The organism is Mycolicibacterium flavescens (assembly GCF_001722335.1).
GTDB classification, from domain to species: domain Bacteria; phylum Actinomycetota; class Actinomycetes; order Mycobacteriales; family Mycobacteriaceae; genus Mycobacterium; species Mycobacterium flavescens.
In genome coordinates, this window is sequence record NZ_MIHA01000004.1 from 223065 (window position 1) to 239927 (window position 16863).

9 protein-coding genes and 1 pseudogene are annotated in these 16863 nt (G+C 71.4%); 5 read left to right on the forward strand and 5 right to left on the reverse strand.

Annotated elements, in window-relative coordinates; translation table 11 throughout:
* Window positions 1-54: 54 nt before the first annotated feature.
* Complete coding sequence (locus BHQ18_RS07285; RefSeq protein ID WP_069412921.1) at window positions 55-915, forward strand: LLM class F420-dependent oxidoreductase; 861 nt, start codon at window positions 55-57, stop codon at window positions 913-915.
* On the opposite strand, the gene BHQ18_RS07290 is transcribed toward BHQ18_RS07285, so the two are convergent.
* Window positions 907-4383 (reverse strand): non-ribosomal peptide synthetase, encoded by a 3477-nt coding sequence (locus tag BHQ18_RS07290; protein WP_069412922.1) that lies wholly within the window; start codon window positions 4381-4383, stop codon window positions 907-909. The two genes, BHQ18_RS07285 and BHQ18_RS07290, sit on opposite strands and share 9 nt — an antisense overlap.
* Window positions 4384-4470: 87 nt before the next feature.
* Between BHQ18_RS07290 and BHQ18_RS07295 the strand changes: the two genes are divergently transcribed.
* The gene (locus tag BHQ18_RS07295; RefSeq protein ID WP_069412923.1) at window positions 4471-6144 is read left to right on the forward strand and encodes a (2,3-dihydroxybenzoyl)adenylate synthase; all 1674 of its coding nucleotides are present in this window, start codon (window positions 4471-4473) and stop codon (window positions 6142-6144) included.
* 78 nt (window positions 6145-6222) lie between these two features.
* Here BHQ18_RS07295 and BHQ18_RS07300 read toward each other — a convergent pair whose 3' ends face one another.
* From BHQ18_RS07300 to hemW, 4 genes and pseudogenes are all read right to left on the reverse strand, one after another.
* On the reverse strand, window positions 6223-11382 hold the full coding sequence (locus BHQ18_RS07300; RefSeq protein WP_109789211.1) for a type I polyketide synthase: 5160 nt from the start codon (window positions 11380-11382) through the stop codon (window positions 6223-6225).
* A gap of 231 nt (window positions 11383-11613) precedes the next feature.
* Window positions 11614-12147, reverse strand: coding sequence for a hypothetical protein (locus BHQ18_RS07305; protein ID WP_234794104.1), 534 nt, complete (start codon window positions 12145-12147; stop codon window positions 11614-11616).
* 164 nt (window positions 12148-12311) lie between these two features.
* Window positions 12312-12818: pseudogene (locus BHQ18_RS28995) on the reverse strand (sigma-70 family RNA polymerase sigma factor); the annotation flags it as partial.
* Between the two features lie 151 nt (window positions 12819-12969).
* Window positions 12970-14142 (reverse strand): radical SAM family heme chaperone HemW, encoded by a 1173-nt coding sequence (gene hemW, locus BHQ18_RS07315; RefSeq protein WP_069412927.1) that lies wholly within the window; start codon window positions 14140-14142, stop codon window positions 12970-12972.
* 93 nt (window positions 14143-14235) lie between these two features.
* Here hemW and BHQ18_RS30900 point away from each other — a divergent pair, with 93 nt between their 5' ends.
* From BHQ18_RS30900 to BHQ18_RS07325, 3 genes are all read left to right on the forward strand, one after another.
* Window positions 14236-14340: an Ms4527A family Cys-rich leader peptide gene (locus BHQ18_RS30900; protein ID WP_411550515.1), complete on the forward strand. Its 105-nt coding sequence runs from the start codon at window positions 14236-14238 to the stop codon at window positions 14338-14340.
* 101 nt (window positions 14341-14441) lie between these two features.
* The gene (locus BHQ18_RS07320; RefSeq protein ID WP_069412928.1) at window positions 14442-16124 is read left to right on the forward strand and encodes a nitrite/sulfite reductase; all 1683 of its coding nucleotides are present in this window, start codon (window positions 14442-14444) and stop codon (window positions 16122-16124) included.
* 28 nt (window positions 16125-16152) lie between these two features.
* Window positions 16153-16857 (forward strand): phosphoadenylyl-sulfate reductase, encoded by a 705-nt coding sequence (locus BHQ18_RS07325; protein ID WP_069412929.1) that lies wholly within the window; start codon window positions 16153-16155, stop codon window positions 16855-16857.
* Window positions 16858-16863 lie beyond the last annotated feature (6 nt).

A 16863-nucleotide genomic window follows, 5' to 3' on the forward strand; every position in this document is an offset into this window, starting at 1 on the left:
CGGCCGCCGTCCGGTACGTAACGTGGGAACGGATTCTCGAGCGAAAGGACGGCCATGGATCTGGCAGGCGTCGGTGTGTGGAGTTCGCAGTTGCGCTACGGCGACCCGGGTGAGGCCGCCGAAGCCGCCGCCGAACTCGAGGAGCTGAAGTTCACCGCGCTGTGGATCCCCGATGTCGGCGGGCCGGTGCTGGACTCGGTGGACCACTTGCTGTCGTCGACCAAGCAGGTGACGGTGGCGACTGGGATCCTCAACCTGTGGATGCACGAACCGGCTGACGTGGCCGCCAGGTACGCGTCGCTGACCGAACAGCACGGCGAGCGGTTCCTGCTGGGCATCGGCGTGAGCCACGCCCCGCTCATCGACTCGCGCGAGCCCGGCCTGTACCGCAAGCCGCTGGCCGCGACCCGCAAGTACCTCGACGACATCGACAAGACCGCGCAGCCGGTTCCGGTGGCCAACCGGGTGCTGGCGGCGCTGGGACCCAAGATGCTCGAGCTGTCGGCCACTCGGGCCCGCGGTGCGCACCCCTACCTGGTGACCCCCGACCACACGCGCTACGCCCGCGAACACCTCGGTGACGAGCCGCTGCTGCTGCCCGAGCAGACGGTGCTGCTGACCACCGACGCCGACGAGGCCCGTCGGCTTGGAACAGATTGGCTGCGTTCGTATCTCGCGCTTCCGAACTACGCGAACAATCTGCTGCGATCCGGCTTTACCGAAGAGGACGTCTCATCGGTCAGCGACCGGTTGTTCGACGCGATCATCGCCTGGGGTGACGAGGACACCGTGCTGCGGCGGGTGCGCGAGCACCACGACGCGGGCGCCGACCACGTGTGCGTGCAGGTGCTGACCGCCGATCCGCGGGAGTTCCCGCGCGATCAGTGGCGTCGCCTGGCGGCCGCTCTAGGCTGACGATTCGAGCTCGGACAGCACGGCGGCGCTGTCCATCTCGGCCACCTCGAGGTACACCTCGGCGACGGCGTTGAGCCGCTCGCCGTCGGGTTCGCGGGCGATGAGCCGGTCGGCCAGCCCGGCCACGGTGCGCGCGGCGAACATGTCGGTCACCATCACCGTCGGGATGTCCAGCCAGTCCCGGACCCTGGCGATCACCTGGGTGGCCAGCACGGAGTCCCCGCCGAGCGAGAAGAAGTCGTCGTCCATGCCGACGCGGACGTCGTCACCGACCCCGAGTACGTCGGCGACGATCGCCGCCAGCGCGGACTCCAGCGGCGTTACTGGAGCCCGATAAGCCTGCGCGGCAGGCGGTTCCGCGTCGACCAGCAGCCGCGCGACGGCGGGCCGATCGATCTTGCCGTTGACGGTGAACGGGATCCGGTCGGTGACCACGACGACCTTCGGGATCATGTGCGCCGGAACGAGATCGGTGAGCGCGGTGGTGACGGCGCGCGCGTCGACGGCCGGGTCGTCGGTGCGCACCAGCGCGGCCAGCACGTCGCGCTCGCCGGACAGCACCGCCGCCACCGCGGCGTCGACGCCGGCGACCCGCTTGAGCGCGGCCTCGACCTCGCCGAGTTCGATCCGGTAGCCGCTGATCTTGACCCGGTGATCGACGCGGCCGACGAACTCCAGCGACCCGTCGGGCAGGTAGCGCACGAGATCGCCGGTGCGGTACCAGGTCCGGCCGTCGTGTTCGACGAACTTCTCGGCGGTCAGATCGGGCCGGCCCCGGTAGCCGCGGGCGATACCGCGTCCGGCGAACCACAGTTCGCCGGGCACCCAGTCCGGGCAGTCGGAACCGTCGGAGGCCACGACCCGGCAGGCGTTGTTCGGGAACGGCACGCCGTAGGGCACCGACGTCCAGTGCGCAGGGAGTTCGTCGACCTCGCAGACGGTGCCGTGCACCGCGGTCTCGGTCGCACCGCCCAGGCCGGCCGCCCGCACTCCAGGGGCCGAGTTGCGCAGCGCCCGAACGAGTTCCGGGCGCACCCAGTCACCTCCGAGCAGCACCACCCGCAGACTGGTCAGGCGGTCGCCGCCGACCTCGAGCAGCATGTCGAGCCAGCCGGGCATCCAGTTCAGGAACGTCACGCCGTGCTGCTGGATCAGCTGGGCCCAGGTGTCGGGGTCGCGGCGCTGCGCTTCGTCGACGACGACGACGGTCCCGCCGGCGCGCAGCAGCGCGAAGATCTCCAGCACCGACATGTCGGCCTCCAGCGAGGCCAGCGCCAGCGACCGGTCCGACGCGTCGAGACCGAAGTGGTCGGTGACGAACTCGATGGTGTTCATCACCGCGTCGTGGGTGAGCTCGACGCCCTTGGGCTCACCGGTCGAACCGGAGGTGAACAGCACGTAGGCCAGCGCGTCGGGGTCGACGATGACAGGCCCGGCGGCGGGATGACCCGCGACCGCGTCGGCCACCGACAACGTCGGCACGTCGGCCTCGACGGTGGCGCCGCCGCACAGCAGCACCGCTGCGACGCCGCTCGTGCCCAAGATGCGTGCGGTGCGTTCGGCGGGCTGGTCGGCGCCGATCGGCAGGTACGCCGCGCCGGCCGCCAAGATGCCCAGCACCGCCGGAAGCTGCTCGGCGCACTTGGGGCCGATCAGCGCGACCAGATCACCGGGGTGAACCCCGTTGTCCTGCAACGCTTTGGTGACCGCGAGCGCGCGTTGGCGCAACTGCCCGTAGGTCAGCTCGCCGTCGTCACCGACGACGGCGACCGCGTCGGGCCGTTGCGTCGCGGTGCGGAAGAAGCCGTCGTGGATGGCCTCGCCGCTGGGCGCCGCGGTGGTGCTGTTGACCGCGCGCCGGACCGCCGCGGAGGCCTCGGGTACCGCGGGCGGGTCGGGCCGGTCCCAGGCGGCGTCGTCGGTGGCCAGCCGCGTCAGCTCGGCGAGGTGGTAGGCGAACATCGCGTCGGCGACGCCGGGCCGGAACGCGTCCACGCGCACGTCCCAGTTGATCATCAGCCCCTCGACCAGCGGGGTGGCCTGCGCGTCGATGAGTACCTGCGGGCCTTGGGAAATCGTCCACACCGGGGCGCCGAACTGGTCGGTGACCTCGCCGGCGAACAGATCGCCGAGGCCGAGCGCGCTGGTGTACACGATCGGGGCCAGCACCTGGTTGCCGCGGTGCCTGCCGAGGTCACGCAGGACCGACAGCCCGGAGTAGCGCGAGTGGCGGGCGGTGGTGTGCAACGTCTCCTGTACCGCCCGCGCGCGTTGGGTCGGGGTGCGGGTTTCGGTCAGGTCGATGTCGAGCATCAGCGACGACGTGAAGCACCCGACCAGTTTCTCGACGTCGGGGTGGAACGGTTCGCGGCCGAACATCGGCAGGTTCAGCAGGAACCGCGGATTGCTCGACCACCGGGCCAGCGCGTTGGCGTAGGACGCCGCGACCGCCATCGCCGGGGTGATGCCGCGGCGGTGCGCGGCGGCGAACAGCGCGTCGCGGGTGGGTACGTCGAAGATGTGCCACAGCCGCACGCTGCGCCGCGGGTCCTGTTGTTCGGCGGGCGGAACCAGCGGCAGCACAGGCGCTTCCGGCAGCTCCGGGATCCGCTCGGCCCACCACCGCCGGTCCTCCTCGGACGGGCCCGGATCGGTGGCGGTCAACGCCGCGCGGTACTCGCGGTAGGTGTACCCGAGTTCGGGCAGGTCGCCGCCGCGGTAGAACACCGCCAGATCGGCCATGAACTTGCGGTAGCTCACCGCGTCGGCGGCGTTCATGTCCATGTCGACGTGCAGGCGGGTGCGACCGTCGGGGCGCAGCGACAGGCTCAGTTCCAGCACGTCGCCGTCGAGGATCTGGTGCGACTTCTGGTGCCGGATCTCCTCCAGCCGCTCGTCGGCGGCGGCGTCGTCGAGGTCACGCAGGTCGTAGACGGTGACCGGCAGGCCGCGGTCACCGATGCGCTGGGTGCCGTCGGGCAGGATCTCCACGCGCAGCATCGGATGGCGCGCAACGAGTTTGGTGGCCGCGTAGCGCAACCGCTCCGGGTCCACGCCCGCCCCGTCGAATTCGACGTAGAGGTGCGCGGCGACGCCGCCGAGCTGCTGATCGTCGTTGCGGCCCAACCACATCGCGTGCTGCATCGGGGCCAGCGGGAACGGCCCGTCGTCCTCGTTGGGGCCGGCCGGGTCGGCGGGTTCTGCGGTCTCGGCGCCGGCGTCGTGCCCGGTTCCCGACCGCTGCGCCACCAGCGCCGACCACGCTGCGACAGTCGGGTTTTCGGCCAGCGCGGCGAAGTTGATGTCGATGCCCTGTTTACGCCAGCGCCCGGACAGCGACATCATGCGGATCGAGTCCAGCCCCGAGGCGATCAGGTCGGCGTCGGGGTCGACCTCGTCGGGGCTGACGCCGAGCAGTTCGGCCACCTCGTCGCGGACGGTGCGGGCACCACTCACACTGACCTCCAGAATTAGTACAGGCTGCCCTAACTAACCCGGCGAACGCTACCTTATATTCGATCCACGACCACACCTACCCCGAGGGGCGTATCCGCCATGAGCACCGGTACCGAGCAGCGCCGATCCGGAGAACAGCAGCCCGACGTCGGCGACCTGCTGACCGGTTTCGTCCCGTTCCCCGCCGACCGCGCCGCGGAGTACCGACGCGCGGGGTACTGGACCGACGAACCGCTGGACTCGATCCTGCGCGATGCCGCGGCAAAATGGCCCGACCGCACCGCGGTCATCGACCCCGACGTCAGCTACACCTTCGCCGAACTCGACGCGCGCGCCGACCGGATCGGCGCCGCGCTCAGCGACCGCGGTCTGGCGCCCGGGGACCGCGTGCTGCTGCAGCTGCCGAACATCTGCGAGTTCGCGGTGGCGTTGTTCGGTGTGCTGCGCGCGCGGCTGGTCCCGGTGATGTGCCTGCCCGGCCACCGGTCGGCCGAGCTCAACCACTTCGCGGCGGTCAGCGGCGCCGTCGCCGTGATCGTGCCCGATGTGGTGGCCGGCTTCGACTACCGGGACCTGGCCGACGACCTGGTGCGCAACAACCCCGCGCTGCAACACGCTTTCGTGCACGGTGAGCCGGGCCACCACCAATCCTGGCGTGCCCTGGCCGATTTCGACGGGCCGCTGCCGCAGCGGCCGCCGGTCGACGCCGACGTGCCCGCGCTGCTGCTGGTTTCGGGCGGGACGACCGGGCTGCCCAAGCTGATCGCCCGCACCCACAACGACTACGTCTACACCGCTCGGACCCATGCGCAGGAATGCCACATGACCGGCGACGACGTCTACCTCGTCGTGCTGCCCGCCGGGCACAACTTCCCGCTGGGCTGCCCGGGCCTGCTGGGCTCGATGACCGTCGGCGCGACGTCGGTGTTCACCACCGACGCCAGCCCCGAGGCCGCGTTCGCGCTGATCGACCGGCACCGGGTCACCGTCACCGGGCTGGTCAACGCGCTGGCCAAGGTGTGGACCCAGGCCTGCGAGTGGGAGCCCGTGCTGCCGACGTCGCTGCGGGTGGTGCAGGTCGGCGGTTCCCGGATGACCCCGCAGGAGGCCGAGTACATCCTCAACGGCCTGGCCCCCGGGTTGCAGCAGATCTTCGGGATGGCCGAGGGCATGCTGAACTTCACGCGGCCCGGCGACCCGGTCGACGTGGTGGTCAACACGCAGGGCCGGCCGATGTCGCCGCACGACGAGATGCGGGTGGTCGACGAGTCCGGCGCCGAGGTGCCCCCCGGCGAGGAGGGTGAACTGCTGGTCCGCGGCCCGTACACGCTCAACGGGTACTACCGCGCCGAGGAGGCCAACGCGCGCTCGTTCACCCCGGACGGCTTCTACCGCAGCGGGGACCGGGTGCGCATCTTCGCCGACGGCCCGCGCGCCGGCTACGTCGAGGTGACCGGCCGCATCAAAGACGTCATCCACCGCGGCGGTGAGACGGTCTCGGCGTCCGACCTCGAGGAGCACCTGTTCGCCCACCCCGCGGTGTACGCCGCGGCCGCGGTCGCGCTGCCCGACGAGTATCTCGGCGAGAAGATCTGCGCGGCAGTCGTGTTCAAGGGCGCGCCGATCACCCTGGCTCAGCTCAACGAGTTCCTCGACGAGCGCGGCGTCTCGTCGCACTGCAGGCCCGATGTGCTCGCGCCGCTGCCCGCGCTGCCCAAGACCGCGGTCGGCAAGGTCGACAAGAAGAAGGTGGTCAGCCAGCTGACCGGCTGAGCCGCCGCCGCCGAAACTGAGGTTGTGTAGCAGAACCCGCCGATATCTCGCACATACCTTCAGTTTCGCGGCCGGCGGTCAGGACACCTGTTCGGCGGCCGGCGCGCACAGCAGCTCGCCGATGTGCTCGCAAACGGCTGCGGCCGTGGGGTATTCCCACAGCAGCGTCGGCGGCAGCGACAGCCCGGTCTGCTTCTCCAGGCTGCGCAGCAGCCCGACCGTCATGATCGAGTCCACGCCGAGCTCGACCAGCGGCAGCCCGGTGTCGACGTCGTCCACGGCGACCCCCAGCTGGGCGGCGACCGCGGCGGCCACCACCTCGGCGATCCGCTGCGGGTCGGCGCCGGCCAGATCCGGGACCGCGACGTCGTCGACAGCGGCTTCGTCGTGCGCGGCGGGCGCCACATCGGCCAGCATCGGCACCGATGCGGCAGCCGGAAGTACCGGCAGCACAACGACATTGGCTTCGTCGTACCGCATCGCCAGGTCCAGCGCCCGCATGGCCTCGTCGGCGCCGATGGTGTCCATGCCCAGCGCGTCGAGTTGGGCGGCGACGAATCCCGACGTCGACCCCATGCCCAGCCCCCGCCACGCGGTCCACGCGACGCTGACCGTGCGGTCGCCGAGCCGGCGACGGTGGCGGGCCATCACGTCGAGGAACGAGTTCGCGCACGCGTAGGCGCCCTGGCCGGGGAAGCCCGCGAGGTAGCCGCACGACGAGAACAGCACCATCCAGTCCAGTTGCTCGGGCGGGAACACCTCGTGCAGGGTCAGCGTGCCGTCGACCTTGGGCCGCATGGCCGCGGTGAAATCGTCGGCCGTGGTGTTGACCAGCAGCGCGCCCGCCTCGACACCGGCGGCGTGGATCACCCCGCGCACCGGCGGCAGTTCACGCAGCGCATCGCGCAACACGTCGGCGGCGCCGGCGGCGGCGATGTCGACCGCGAGCACCCGCACCGACACCCCGCGCTCCTCGAGCGCCGAAACGGTGCGCACCAGTTCCGACTCGGCGTCCCAGTCCGTGCGGTTGGGCATCCCGCTGCGCGACAGCAGCACCAACCGGCGGGCCCCGATGTCGGCCAGCCGCTGCGCCATCCGCAGACCCAGCGCACCGGTGCCGCCGGTGATCAGGTAGGTGCCGCCCGCCGAGCACTGCAGCGGGCTGCCGGTGCCGCGCGGGGCCGGCGCCAGCCGCGCCGAGCGGGCCCGGCCGTCGCGCACGACGACCACGGGATGCCCGTGCACGGAGGCCAGCACCCCGATCGGCAGCGGTCCGGCCGCGACGTCGAGCACGCCGCCGAACACGTCCGGGTGCTCGGCCGCGGCGACCCTGGCCAGGCCCCACAGCGGCGCGTGGGCCACGTTGACACCCTCGTACACCTGGTCGGTGAGCACCCAGAGCCGCGCCTTGGCGCCGTGGTCGAGCAGCGCGCGCAGCGTCTGCATCACCGCACCGACCGAAGCCTGCGGGTCCTCGCCGCGGCGCGGGATCAGCAGCACCGCGGTGTCGCGGTTCAATGCCGCAGCGGCGCCGGCGAATTCGGTGGCGTCGGCATGCAGGTCGTAGGGCACCTCGGCGGCCGACAGGTCACGCACCACCTGTTCGCGGGTGGCGTCGTCGCCGCCGACCACCGTCACCGCGGCCGGTCGGGCGTCGTCCTGCCACGGCACCGGATGCCACGACAGCTGGTGCAGCATCCGCGAAACGTCGCTGCCCGAAGGGTTCTCGAGTTCGTCGAACGTCATCCCGGTCAGCGCCGCCAGCACCTTGCCGGACTCCTCGGCCAGCACCACGTCTGTCGTCGTCCCGCCGGGCCGGCGCCGGACGTGCAGCAGCGCGACGTCGGGCGCCTGCCCGTGCACCTGGACGCGTTCGATGCGGGCCGGCATCCGCAGCCGCGGCGGCCCGCCGAACACCGTCGAGGCCGCCGAGGTGGCGGCATCGAGCAGCGACGCCCACGTCGCCGGGGTGGTGCGGTCACCGCGGGCGGCGACCTTGGCGATCAGTTCGCCGTCACCGCCGTGCAATTCGAGGATCTCCCAGTCGAATCCCATCGCGGCCACGCCCAGCGTGGCGAGCGTGTCGACGACGTGGCCCGACGGCAGCGCCTCGGGGCAGCGGTCGCGGGCGGCGCCCTCGTCGAGGACGTCACCGACGAGGTCCTCGATGTCCTCGTCGGCGGCGACCACCGCGCTGGAGTGGGTGAGCCAGCCGCCGTCCTCGTCGTCCTCGTCGTCGACGAGGCGGGTGGCCAGGGTCAACCCGCGATCCTGCAGCACGACCTGCACGTCGCGGGCGCGGCCCGGGGCGACGGGTGTCCGCAGCCGGACGTCGACGAGATCGCCGGCGCGGCCGCGTCGGCTGTCCATGGCGCGGGCGGCGGCCAGGAACGTGTTGACGATGACCGCGGCGGGCACGATCTCGGTGCCCTTGACCGGGTGGTCGCCGGGGTAGGGCCGGGTGTCGAGGTCGACGCGGGTCTGCCACATGCGGGAGGCCACCGCACCGGTCACCTCGGTGCGGCCGCCGAGCAGGGTGTGGCTGTCCACGTCGTGCACCGCGCGCCCGCCGGGCGGCGGGGTCGGGGTGCGCCAGAAGCGCCGGTGCTGCCACTGGGTCACCGGTACGTCGGCATCCCACGGCGCCGCGGCGGGCAGACCGACGTCCACGGGCGCGCCGTGGCAGTGCAGCTGCGCGACGGCCGTTGCGACGGAGCGCGTTTCGGGACGGTCGCGGCGCAGCAGCGGGACCACCGCGTGGTCGTCGACGCCGGATTCGGTGAGGGTCTCGACGATCGAATGCGCGACCACCGGGTGCGCCGAGACCTCCAGGAACAGCCGGTGTCCGTCGTCGATCGCGGCCGAGACGGCTTCGGCGAACCGCACCCGGTCGCGCAGGTTGGCCACCCAGTAGTGCTGATCGCGGCGCGCCGCCGAGCGCGGATCGGGCAGCGCGGTGGTGTAGAGCGGGATCTGCGGTGGGCGCGGCGGCGGCAACTGGCCGGTGAGCCGGCCGAGCTCGGCGGTCAGATCGTCCATCGCGGGGCTGTGGAACGCGACGTCGGTGTTGACGCGGCGCATCATCACGCCCTCGTCGCCCCACTGCCGGCACAGGTCCTCGACCCCGGCGACCACACCGGAGATCACCGTCGACTGCGGGGAGGCGCTGATCGCCGCCACCACGTCGGTGCGGCCGGCCAGCCGGCGCTCGGCTTCGTCGAACGGCAGGCGCGCCAAGGCCATCGCGCCCTTGCCGAGCACCGACCGGAAGCCGCGGGCCCGGTAGCAGGCGACCGCGGCGCCGACGGTCAGGTCGAACACCCCGGCGGTGACGCACGCGGCGACCTCGCCGACCGAGTGTCCGATGATCGCTGCGGGCCTGACACCGCGCCCGCGCAGCACCGCCGCGAGACCGACCTGCATCGCAAAGGTCAGGGCCTGCACCTGGTCGGTGCCGCCGAGTTCGCCAGTGGACAGCGCCGCGCGCGCCGAGAAGCCGAGTTCAGCGCCGAAGACCGGGTCGATGGTGTCGATCACCGCTGCGAACTCCGGTGCAGCGGTGAGTAGTTCGCGACCCATTCCGGTCCAGTGCGAGCCGTGGCCGGAGAACACCCACACCGCGCCGTCGGCCGCGGAGCGCAGCACCGATCCGGTGACCGCCCCCGGGTCGCCCCCGGCGACGGCGGTGAACGCCTCGGCGGCCGCGGCGGCGGTGTCGGCCACGACCGCGGCGCGCACCGGTTCGTGCGAGCGCCGCGACCACAGCGTCGCCGCGACCGGCTCGAGCGCCTGGGTGTCGTCGTCGCGGAGGCGGTTCGCCAGCGCGCGGGCCTGTGCCTGGACGCGGGTGGTCGACCGCGCCGAGATCGGCAGGATCATCGGGAAGCTCTGCGGCCGCGCGGTTTCGGCAGCCTGTGTGTCGGGCGCCTCCTCGAGCAGGACGTGGGCGATGGTGCCGCCGTAGCCGTAGCTGCACACCGCGGCGCGGCGCGGGGCACCGGCGGCGTGGTCCCACGGCTCGGTGCGCGTGGGGACCCGCAGGCCGCTCGCGGCCCAGTCGACGGCCGGGGTCAGCGTCGTGACACCGGCGGTGGGCGGAATGGTCCGATGGTGCAGCGCGAGGGCCGCTTTGATGAGCCCGATGACCCCGGCGCCGCCTTCGAGGTGACCGACGTTGGGTTTCACCGAGCCGATGCGGCACGGCGCGTCGGCCGGCCTGCCCTGCCCGTAGACCGCCGCCAGCGCGCCCACCTCGGTGGGGTCGCCGCTGGGCGTGCCGGTGCCGTGCGCCTCGACGAAGCTGACGCTCTCGGGCGCGACGCCCGCGAATTCGCATGCCCGCCGGAACATGTCGGCCTGCGCCTCACCGTTGGGCGACATGATGCCGACAGTGCGGCCGTCCTGCGCGACGGCGCCGCCGCGCACCACCGCGTACACGTGGTCCCCGTCGCGCAGCGCGTCGCTCAGGCGTTTGAGCACGACCACACCCGCACCTTCGCCGCGGCCGTAACCGTCGGCGGCGGCGTCGAATGTCTTGCAGCGTCCGTCGGGTGCGGTGGCGCCCGCCACGTCGAGCACCCGGGTCAGGCCGGGTCCGATGAGTGCGCTGACCCCGCCGGCGATCGCCAACGACGTCTCACCGGTGCGCAGCATCTGGCACGCCTGGTGCACCGCGACCAGCGATGCCGCGCACGCGGCGTCCAGCGCGACGCTGGGGCCGCGCAGATCCAACAGGTGCGACACCCGGTTGGCGATGCCGCACAGCGAGGTGCCGATACCGGTCCACGCCTCGATACCGGGCAGGTCCTCCATGATCAGCTTGCCGTAGTCGTTGGAGTTGACGCCCATCAGCACCGCGGTGTCGCTGCCCGCCAACGACTTCGGCGGCACCCCGGCGTGTTCGAGCGCCTCCCAGCTGACCTCGAGCGCGAGCCGCTGCTGGGGGTCCATGAGTTCGGCTTCGCGCGGTGAGACGCCGAAGAACTCGGCGTCGAAGCCGGGCAGGTCGTCGAGGAACGTGCCCCACCGCGTGACGTCTTTGAGGATCGCGGCGTTGCGCGGGTCGCGCCGCAGGTACGGCTCCCAGCGTTCCTCGGGCACCTCGCGCACGTCGCTGCCGCCGCCGAGCAGGAACTTCCAGAACTGCGCGGGTGTGCCGATGTCGCCGGCCACTCGGCAGCCGATCCCGATGATCGCGACGGGCTCGGGGTGGGTGTCGGTCGGGTGGGCCTCCGTCACGTCAGCCAAGCCCCCAAAGTCTGGATAGCCTTGCCTAATAACCCACACGCCATGGCGGCAATAGTGGCACAATCTCGGCCGCTTTTGGAATTTACGGCGGCAGTCGAAGGGTGGTGCCGGTCACGTCGCCGACGCTCCCGGGCGACGGCTGTGGGGCGCCGATTTCCACGCCAGGGCTGCGAACCCGGTCAGATCGCGACCCTGCCGCAAATTTCGGCGACCGGCGGCACGTCAGAAGGTGCGCACCGCCAGCGGTTCGTCGCTGCCCGACACGCGGATGTCGATGGCGGCGATCTCGGCGGTCGGGATGCTTGTCGCCGCGGACAGGCCGTTGGCTTCGTCGCCGGCCGGACGCCAGGAGCCGACCGCCGTCTGGGCGCCGTCGCGCGTCGTGACCACCAGGTCGTAGCTGTCGACGTCGCGGGCCCAGTCCTTGGTGTACTCGCACGCCCAGTTGAGCTCGGTGCCCCACTGCTTCTCGGTGACGGCCAGTTGGGCGGTCAGCCCCGGGCGCTGGCCCGGCTGCATCGGCGACATCGCCACCGTCTGCACCGACGGCGCCGAGCGCGGGAACACCGTCGCCCCCACCACGCCGCCGAGCACGGCCAGCGCCGCGGCGACCGCGACCGCACCGACCATCGTCGCGCGCCGCGACCGGCGTTGCCGCTGCGCGTCCAGCGAGGCCACCCCGGGCGGCGGCACCGAGGAGTCGGCGGGCGGCTCGATCAGCGCCAGGGCCTCTTCCGGGCTGAGCACGTCGAGCATTGCGGGCAGGTCGGCGAAGGCCTCCAGGTCGGCGGCGCGGTCGGGGTTCTTGGCGAGGTACTCCTCGTAGGTGCGGCGCTCGTCGACGTCCAGCGCCCCGAGCACGTAGGCCGCGTCCCACTCGGCGATCTCATCGGGCGTCCGGTCGGGTGTCTGGTTGCGCACTGGACCACTCCCCTCTCCTGCAACGCTATTCGCAACGCGCGCAACGCGTAGTGAAGTCTGGATTTGACGGTGCCCGGCGGGACGTTCTCCGAGCGGGCGATGTCGGCGACGGTCTGGCCCAGGTAGTAGGAGCGCACGATCGCGGTGCGGTGGTCGGCGCTCAGCGATTTGAGCGCCTCGGCGAGTATCCACTTGTCGACCGCGGGTCCGATCGCGTCGAGCGAGGGCCGCTCGGGCAGGTCGTCGGTCTGCAGTTCGCGGCTGAAGCGTGCGCTGCGCCGGTCGTCGATCACCAGGTTACGGGCGACGGTGAACAGCCAGGCGCGGGCCGCGTCGCCGGGCTGGTCGAGGATCTCGCGCTTGCGCCACAACCGCAGCAGCGCCTCCTGCACGACATCCTCGGCGAACGGCATGTCGCCGCGGGTCAGCCGCAGCACGTAGCGCAGCAGCGCCTGGCGGTGTTCGTCATGAACCGCGCGCAGCAGGTCCGCCTGATGCTCAGTCATGACCACCCCCGGTCAAGGCCATCCCCGCTTTCCCGTCATCCACACCGAACACAACGACGAGACGTCGGCAGCCGTTCACTGCTCCCGGCGACTGTGGGGTCGTGTCACGCGCGCCAGGGAAAAGCGTGCCTCAACCCCACACTCGGCGCATCTAATCGAGCAGATCGCGGACCACCGCGTCGGCCAGCAGGCGGCCGCGGTCGGTGAGCACGAGCCGGTCGGCGGCGCGGCGCAGCAGCCCGCCGTCGACCATCGCGTCGGCGCGGGGACGCTCGGTGTCGGTCAGCACACGCGCGGGCAGCCCCGAGCGCAGCCGGACCCGCAGCATCACGTCCTCGATGTGCCTGGTGTCGGCGTCGAGGCGCTCGTAGTCGGCGACCGGGAGCACACCGTCGGCGAGCTGGCGCGCGTAGCCGGTCGGATGCTTGGTGTTCCACCAGCGCACGGCGTCGACGAAGCCGTGCGCGCCGGGTCCGGCGCCCCACCATTCGCCACCGTTCCAGTAGCCGAGATTGTGCCGGCATTCGCCGCCGGGCCTGCTCCAGTTCGACACCTCGTACCAGTCGAAGCCGGCGTCGCGCAGCCGGCCGTCGAGCAGCTCGTACCGGCGGGCCAGGACGTCGTCGTCGGGCATCGCGAGTTCACCGCGCCGGACCCGGCGGGCCATCGCGGTGCCGTCCTCGACGATCAGCGCGTAGGCCGACAGGTGGTCGACCCCGGCGGCCAGCGCCGCGTCGAGCGAGCGCAGCAGATCGTCGTCGGACTCCCCGGGGGTGCCGTAGATGAGGTCGAGGCTGACGTGGTCGAACCCGGCCGCGGCGGCTTCACGCGCCGCCTCTGCGGCCCGTCCCGGCGAGTGGGTGCGGTCCAGGGTGGCCAGCACGTGCGGGGCGGTCGACTGCATGCCCAGCGAGATCCGGGTGTAGCCGGCCGCGCGCAGCTGCTCGAACAGCACCGGCGAGGTCGACTCCGGGTTCGCCTCGGTGGTCACCTCGGCGTCGGGGGCGAGGGCGAAGTTCGCGCGGACCGCGTCGAGCACGGCGGTCAGCCCCGCCGCGCCCAGCAGCGACGGGGTACCGCCGCCGACGAACACGGTGTCGATACGCACGGCGCCGACGTGGCCGGCCGCCGCGGCCAACTCGGCACCCAGCGCGGCCAGCCACCCGTCGGGGGTGGCGCCGCCGAGCTCGCCGGGGGTGTAGGTGTTGAAGTCGCAGTACCCGCAGCGCGTCGCGCAGAACGGAACGTGGATGTAGACGCCGAACGGCCGGCCCGGGGTCGGGCGCAGGGCGGGCAGCGCGACGGGCGCCGTTCGGACGGTCATGCAGCCAGTCTCCCAGAGCGCCGTTGGACTCACGGTGAGCGCAAATATGGCCCGGTTAGGGCCGATGCGCGAGTTCATGGCACAATTGACAACGTGTGCGCCGTCAGTAGCTTTCCCCAGCGTGTAGCGCTGGTGGCTCGGCGTCACGTCGACTTCAAGCGCGTGTGTACCTGTTGTTGTCTGCCCTCACGCGTGTGATTTAGGTCCCAGCCCACCCCGTACTTTCAGCTGGCCGCCGGATCCGCGCCGCCGGACAGCCCCGGCGATGACGCGCGATCCGGCTCCACGAAGGAGCCACCATGACCACAGCGGAATCCGCCCCCAAGCCCGCCAAGCGCAAGCGCGCCGAAGGCCAGTGGGCGCACGGCTACCGCGAACCGCTCAACGCCAACGAGCAGTTCAAGAAGGACGACGACGCGCTCAACGTGCGCAGTCGCATCATCGACATCTACTCCAAGACCGGTTTCGACGGTATCGACAAGCAGGATCTGCGGGGTCGGTTCCGCTGGATGGGGCTCTACACCCAGCGCGAGCAGGGCTACGACGGCACCTGGACCGGTGACGAGAACGCCGACCTGCTCGAGGCCAAGTACTTCATGATGCGGGTGCGCTGCGACGGCAAGGCGCTCTCGGCCGCCGCGCTGCGCACCCTGGGCCAGATCTCCATCGACTTCGCCCGCGACACCGCCGACATCTCCGACCGGATGAACCTGCAGTATCACTGGCTGCGGGTCGAGGACGTGCCCGAGATCTGGGAGCGGCTGGCCGCGCACGGCCTGCAGACCACCGAGGCGTGCGGCGACTGCCCGCGCGGGATGCTGGGCTCGCCGCTGGCCGGCGAGTCCCTCGACGAGGTGCTCGACCCGACACCGGCGCTCGACGAGATCGTGCGGCGCTACATCGGCAACCCGGAGTACTCCAACCTGCCGCGTAAGTACAAGACCGCGATCTCCAGTCTGCAGGACGTCGCGCATGAGGTCAACGACATCTCGTTCATCGGGGTCAACCATCCCGAGCACGGCCCGGGCCTGGATCTGTGGGTCGGCGGCGGGCTGTCGACCAACCCGATGCTGGCCCAGCGCGTGGGCGCGTGGGTGCCGCTCGACGAGGTGCCCGACGTGTGGGAGGCCGCGACCGCGGTGTTCCGCGATTACGGGTACCGGCGGCTGCGGTCCAAGGCGCGGCTGAAGTTCCTGATCAAGGACTGGGGTGTCGAGAAGTTCCGCCAGGTGCTCGAGGACGAGTACCTGGGCCGCAAGTTGATCGACGGCCCGGCGCCCGAGCCGGTCAAGCACCCGATCGACCACGTCGGCGTCCAGAAGCTCAAGAACGGTCTCAACGCCGTCGGTGTGTCCCCGATCGCGGGCCGGGTGTCGGGCACGATCCTGACGAAGGTGGCCGACCTGGCCGAGGCCGTCGGCTCCGACCGGATCCGGTTCACCCCGTATCAGAAGCTGATCATCCTCGACGTGCCCGACGACAAGCTCGAGGAACTGTCGGCGGGACTGAACGCGCTCGGGCTGCCGCCGGAGCCGTCGCACTGGCGCAAGAACCTGATGGCTTGCACGGGTATCGAGTTCTGCAAGCTGTCGTTCACCGAGACCCGGACGCGCGCGCAGGTGCTGGTGCCTGAGCTGGAGAAGCGGCTCGAGGACATCAACGCCCAACTGGACGTGCCGATCACCGTGAACATCAACGGCTGCCCGAACTCGTGCGCGCGGATCCAGGTCGCCGACATCGGGTTCAAGGGCCAGATGGTCGACGACGGCAACGGCAACTCGGTCGAGGGTTTCCAGGTGCATCTGGGCGGGAGCCTGGGCCTGGACAGCGGTTTCGGCCGCAAGCTGCGGCAACACAAGGTGCTGTCCAGCGAGCTCGGCGACTACATCGACCGGGTGGTGCGCAACTTCGTGAAACAACGCGAGCAGGGTGAGCGTTTCGCTACGTGGGCGATCAGAGCGGACGAGGCGGATTTGCGATGAGCGCTTGCGCGAAGAGCGGAGAACACCGGTGAGCGAATTGGCGACGGACATCGATCTGCAGGCACTGGCCGAGCGCGGCGCGGCCGAACTCGACGGCGCCAGCGCACTCGACCTGCTGCGCTGGACCGACGAGAACTTCGGCGGCAACTACGTGGTGGCGTCGAACATGCAGGACGCGGTGCTGGTGCACATGGCCGCGCAGGTGCGTCCCGGTGTGGACATCCTGTTCCTCGACACCGGTTACCACTTCGCCGAGACCATCGGCACCCGCGACGCGGTCGAGGCGGTCTACGACGTCAACATCGTCAACGTCAGCCCGGAGCGCAGTGTGCCCGAGCAGGACGCGCTGTTCGGCAAGGACCTGTTCGCCCGTGAGCCCAACGAGTGCTGCCGGATGCGCAAGGTCGAGCCGCTGTCGAAGGCGCTGAGCGGCTACTCCGCGTGGGTGACCGGGATCCGCCGGGTGGAGGCCCCGACCCGGGCCAACGCCCCGTTCATCAGCTGGGACAACGCTTTCGGGCTGGTGAAGATCAACCCGCTGGCGGCGTGGACCGACGAGGAGATGCAGGCCTACATCGACACGCACGGGGTGCTGGTCAACCCGCTGGTCGAGGAGGGGTATCCGTCGATCGGCTGCGCGCCGTGCACGGCGAAGCCGGTCGAGGGCGCCGATCCGCGCAGCGGGCGCTGGGCGGGCACCGGCAAGATCGAATGCGGGCTGCACGCGTCGTGAGGTTCT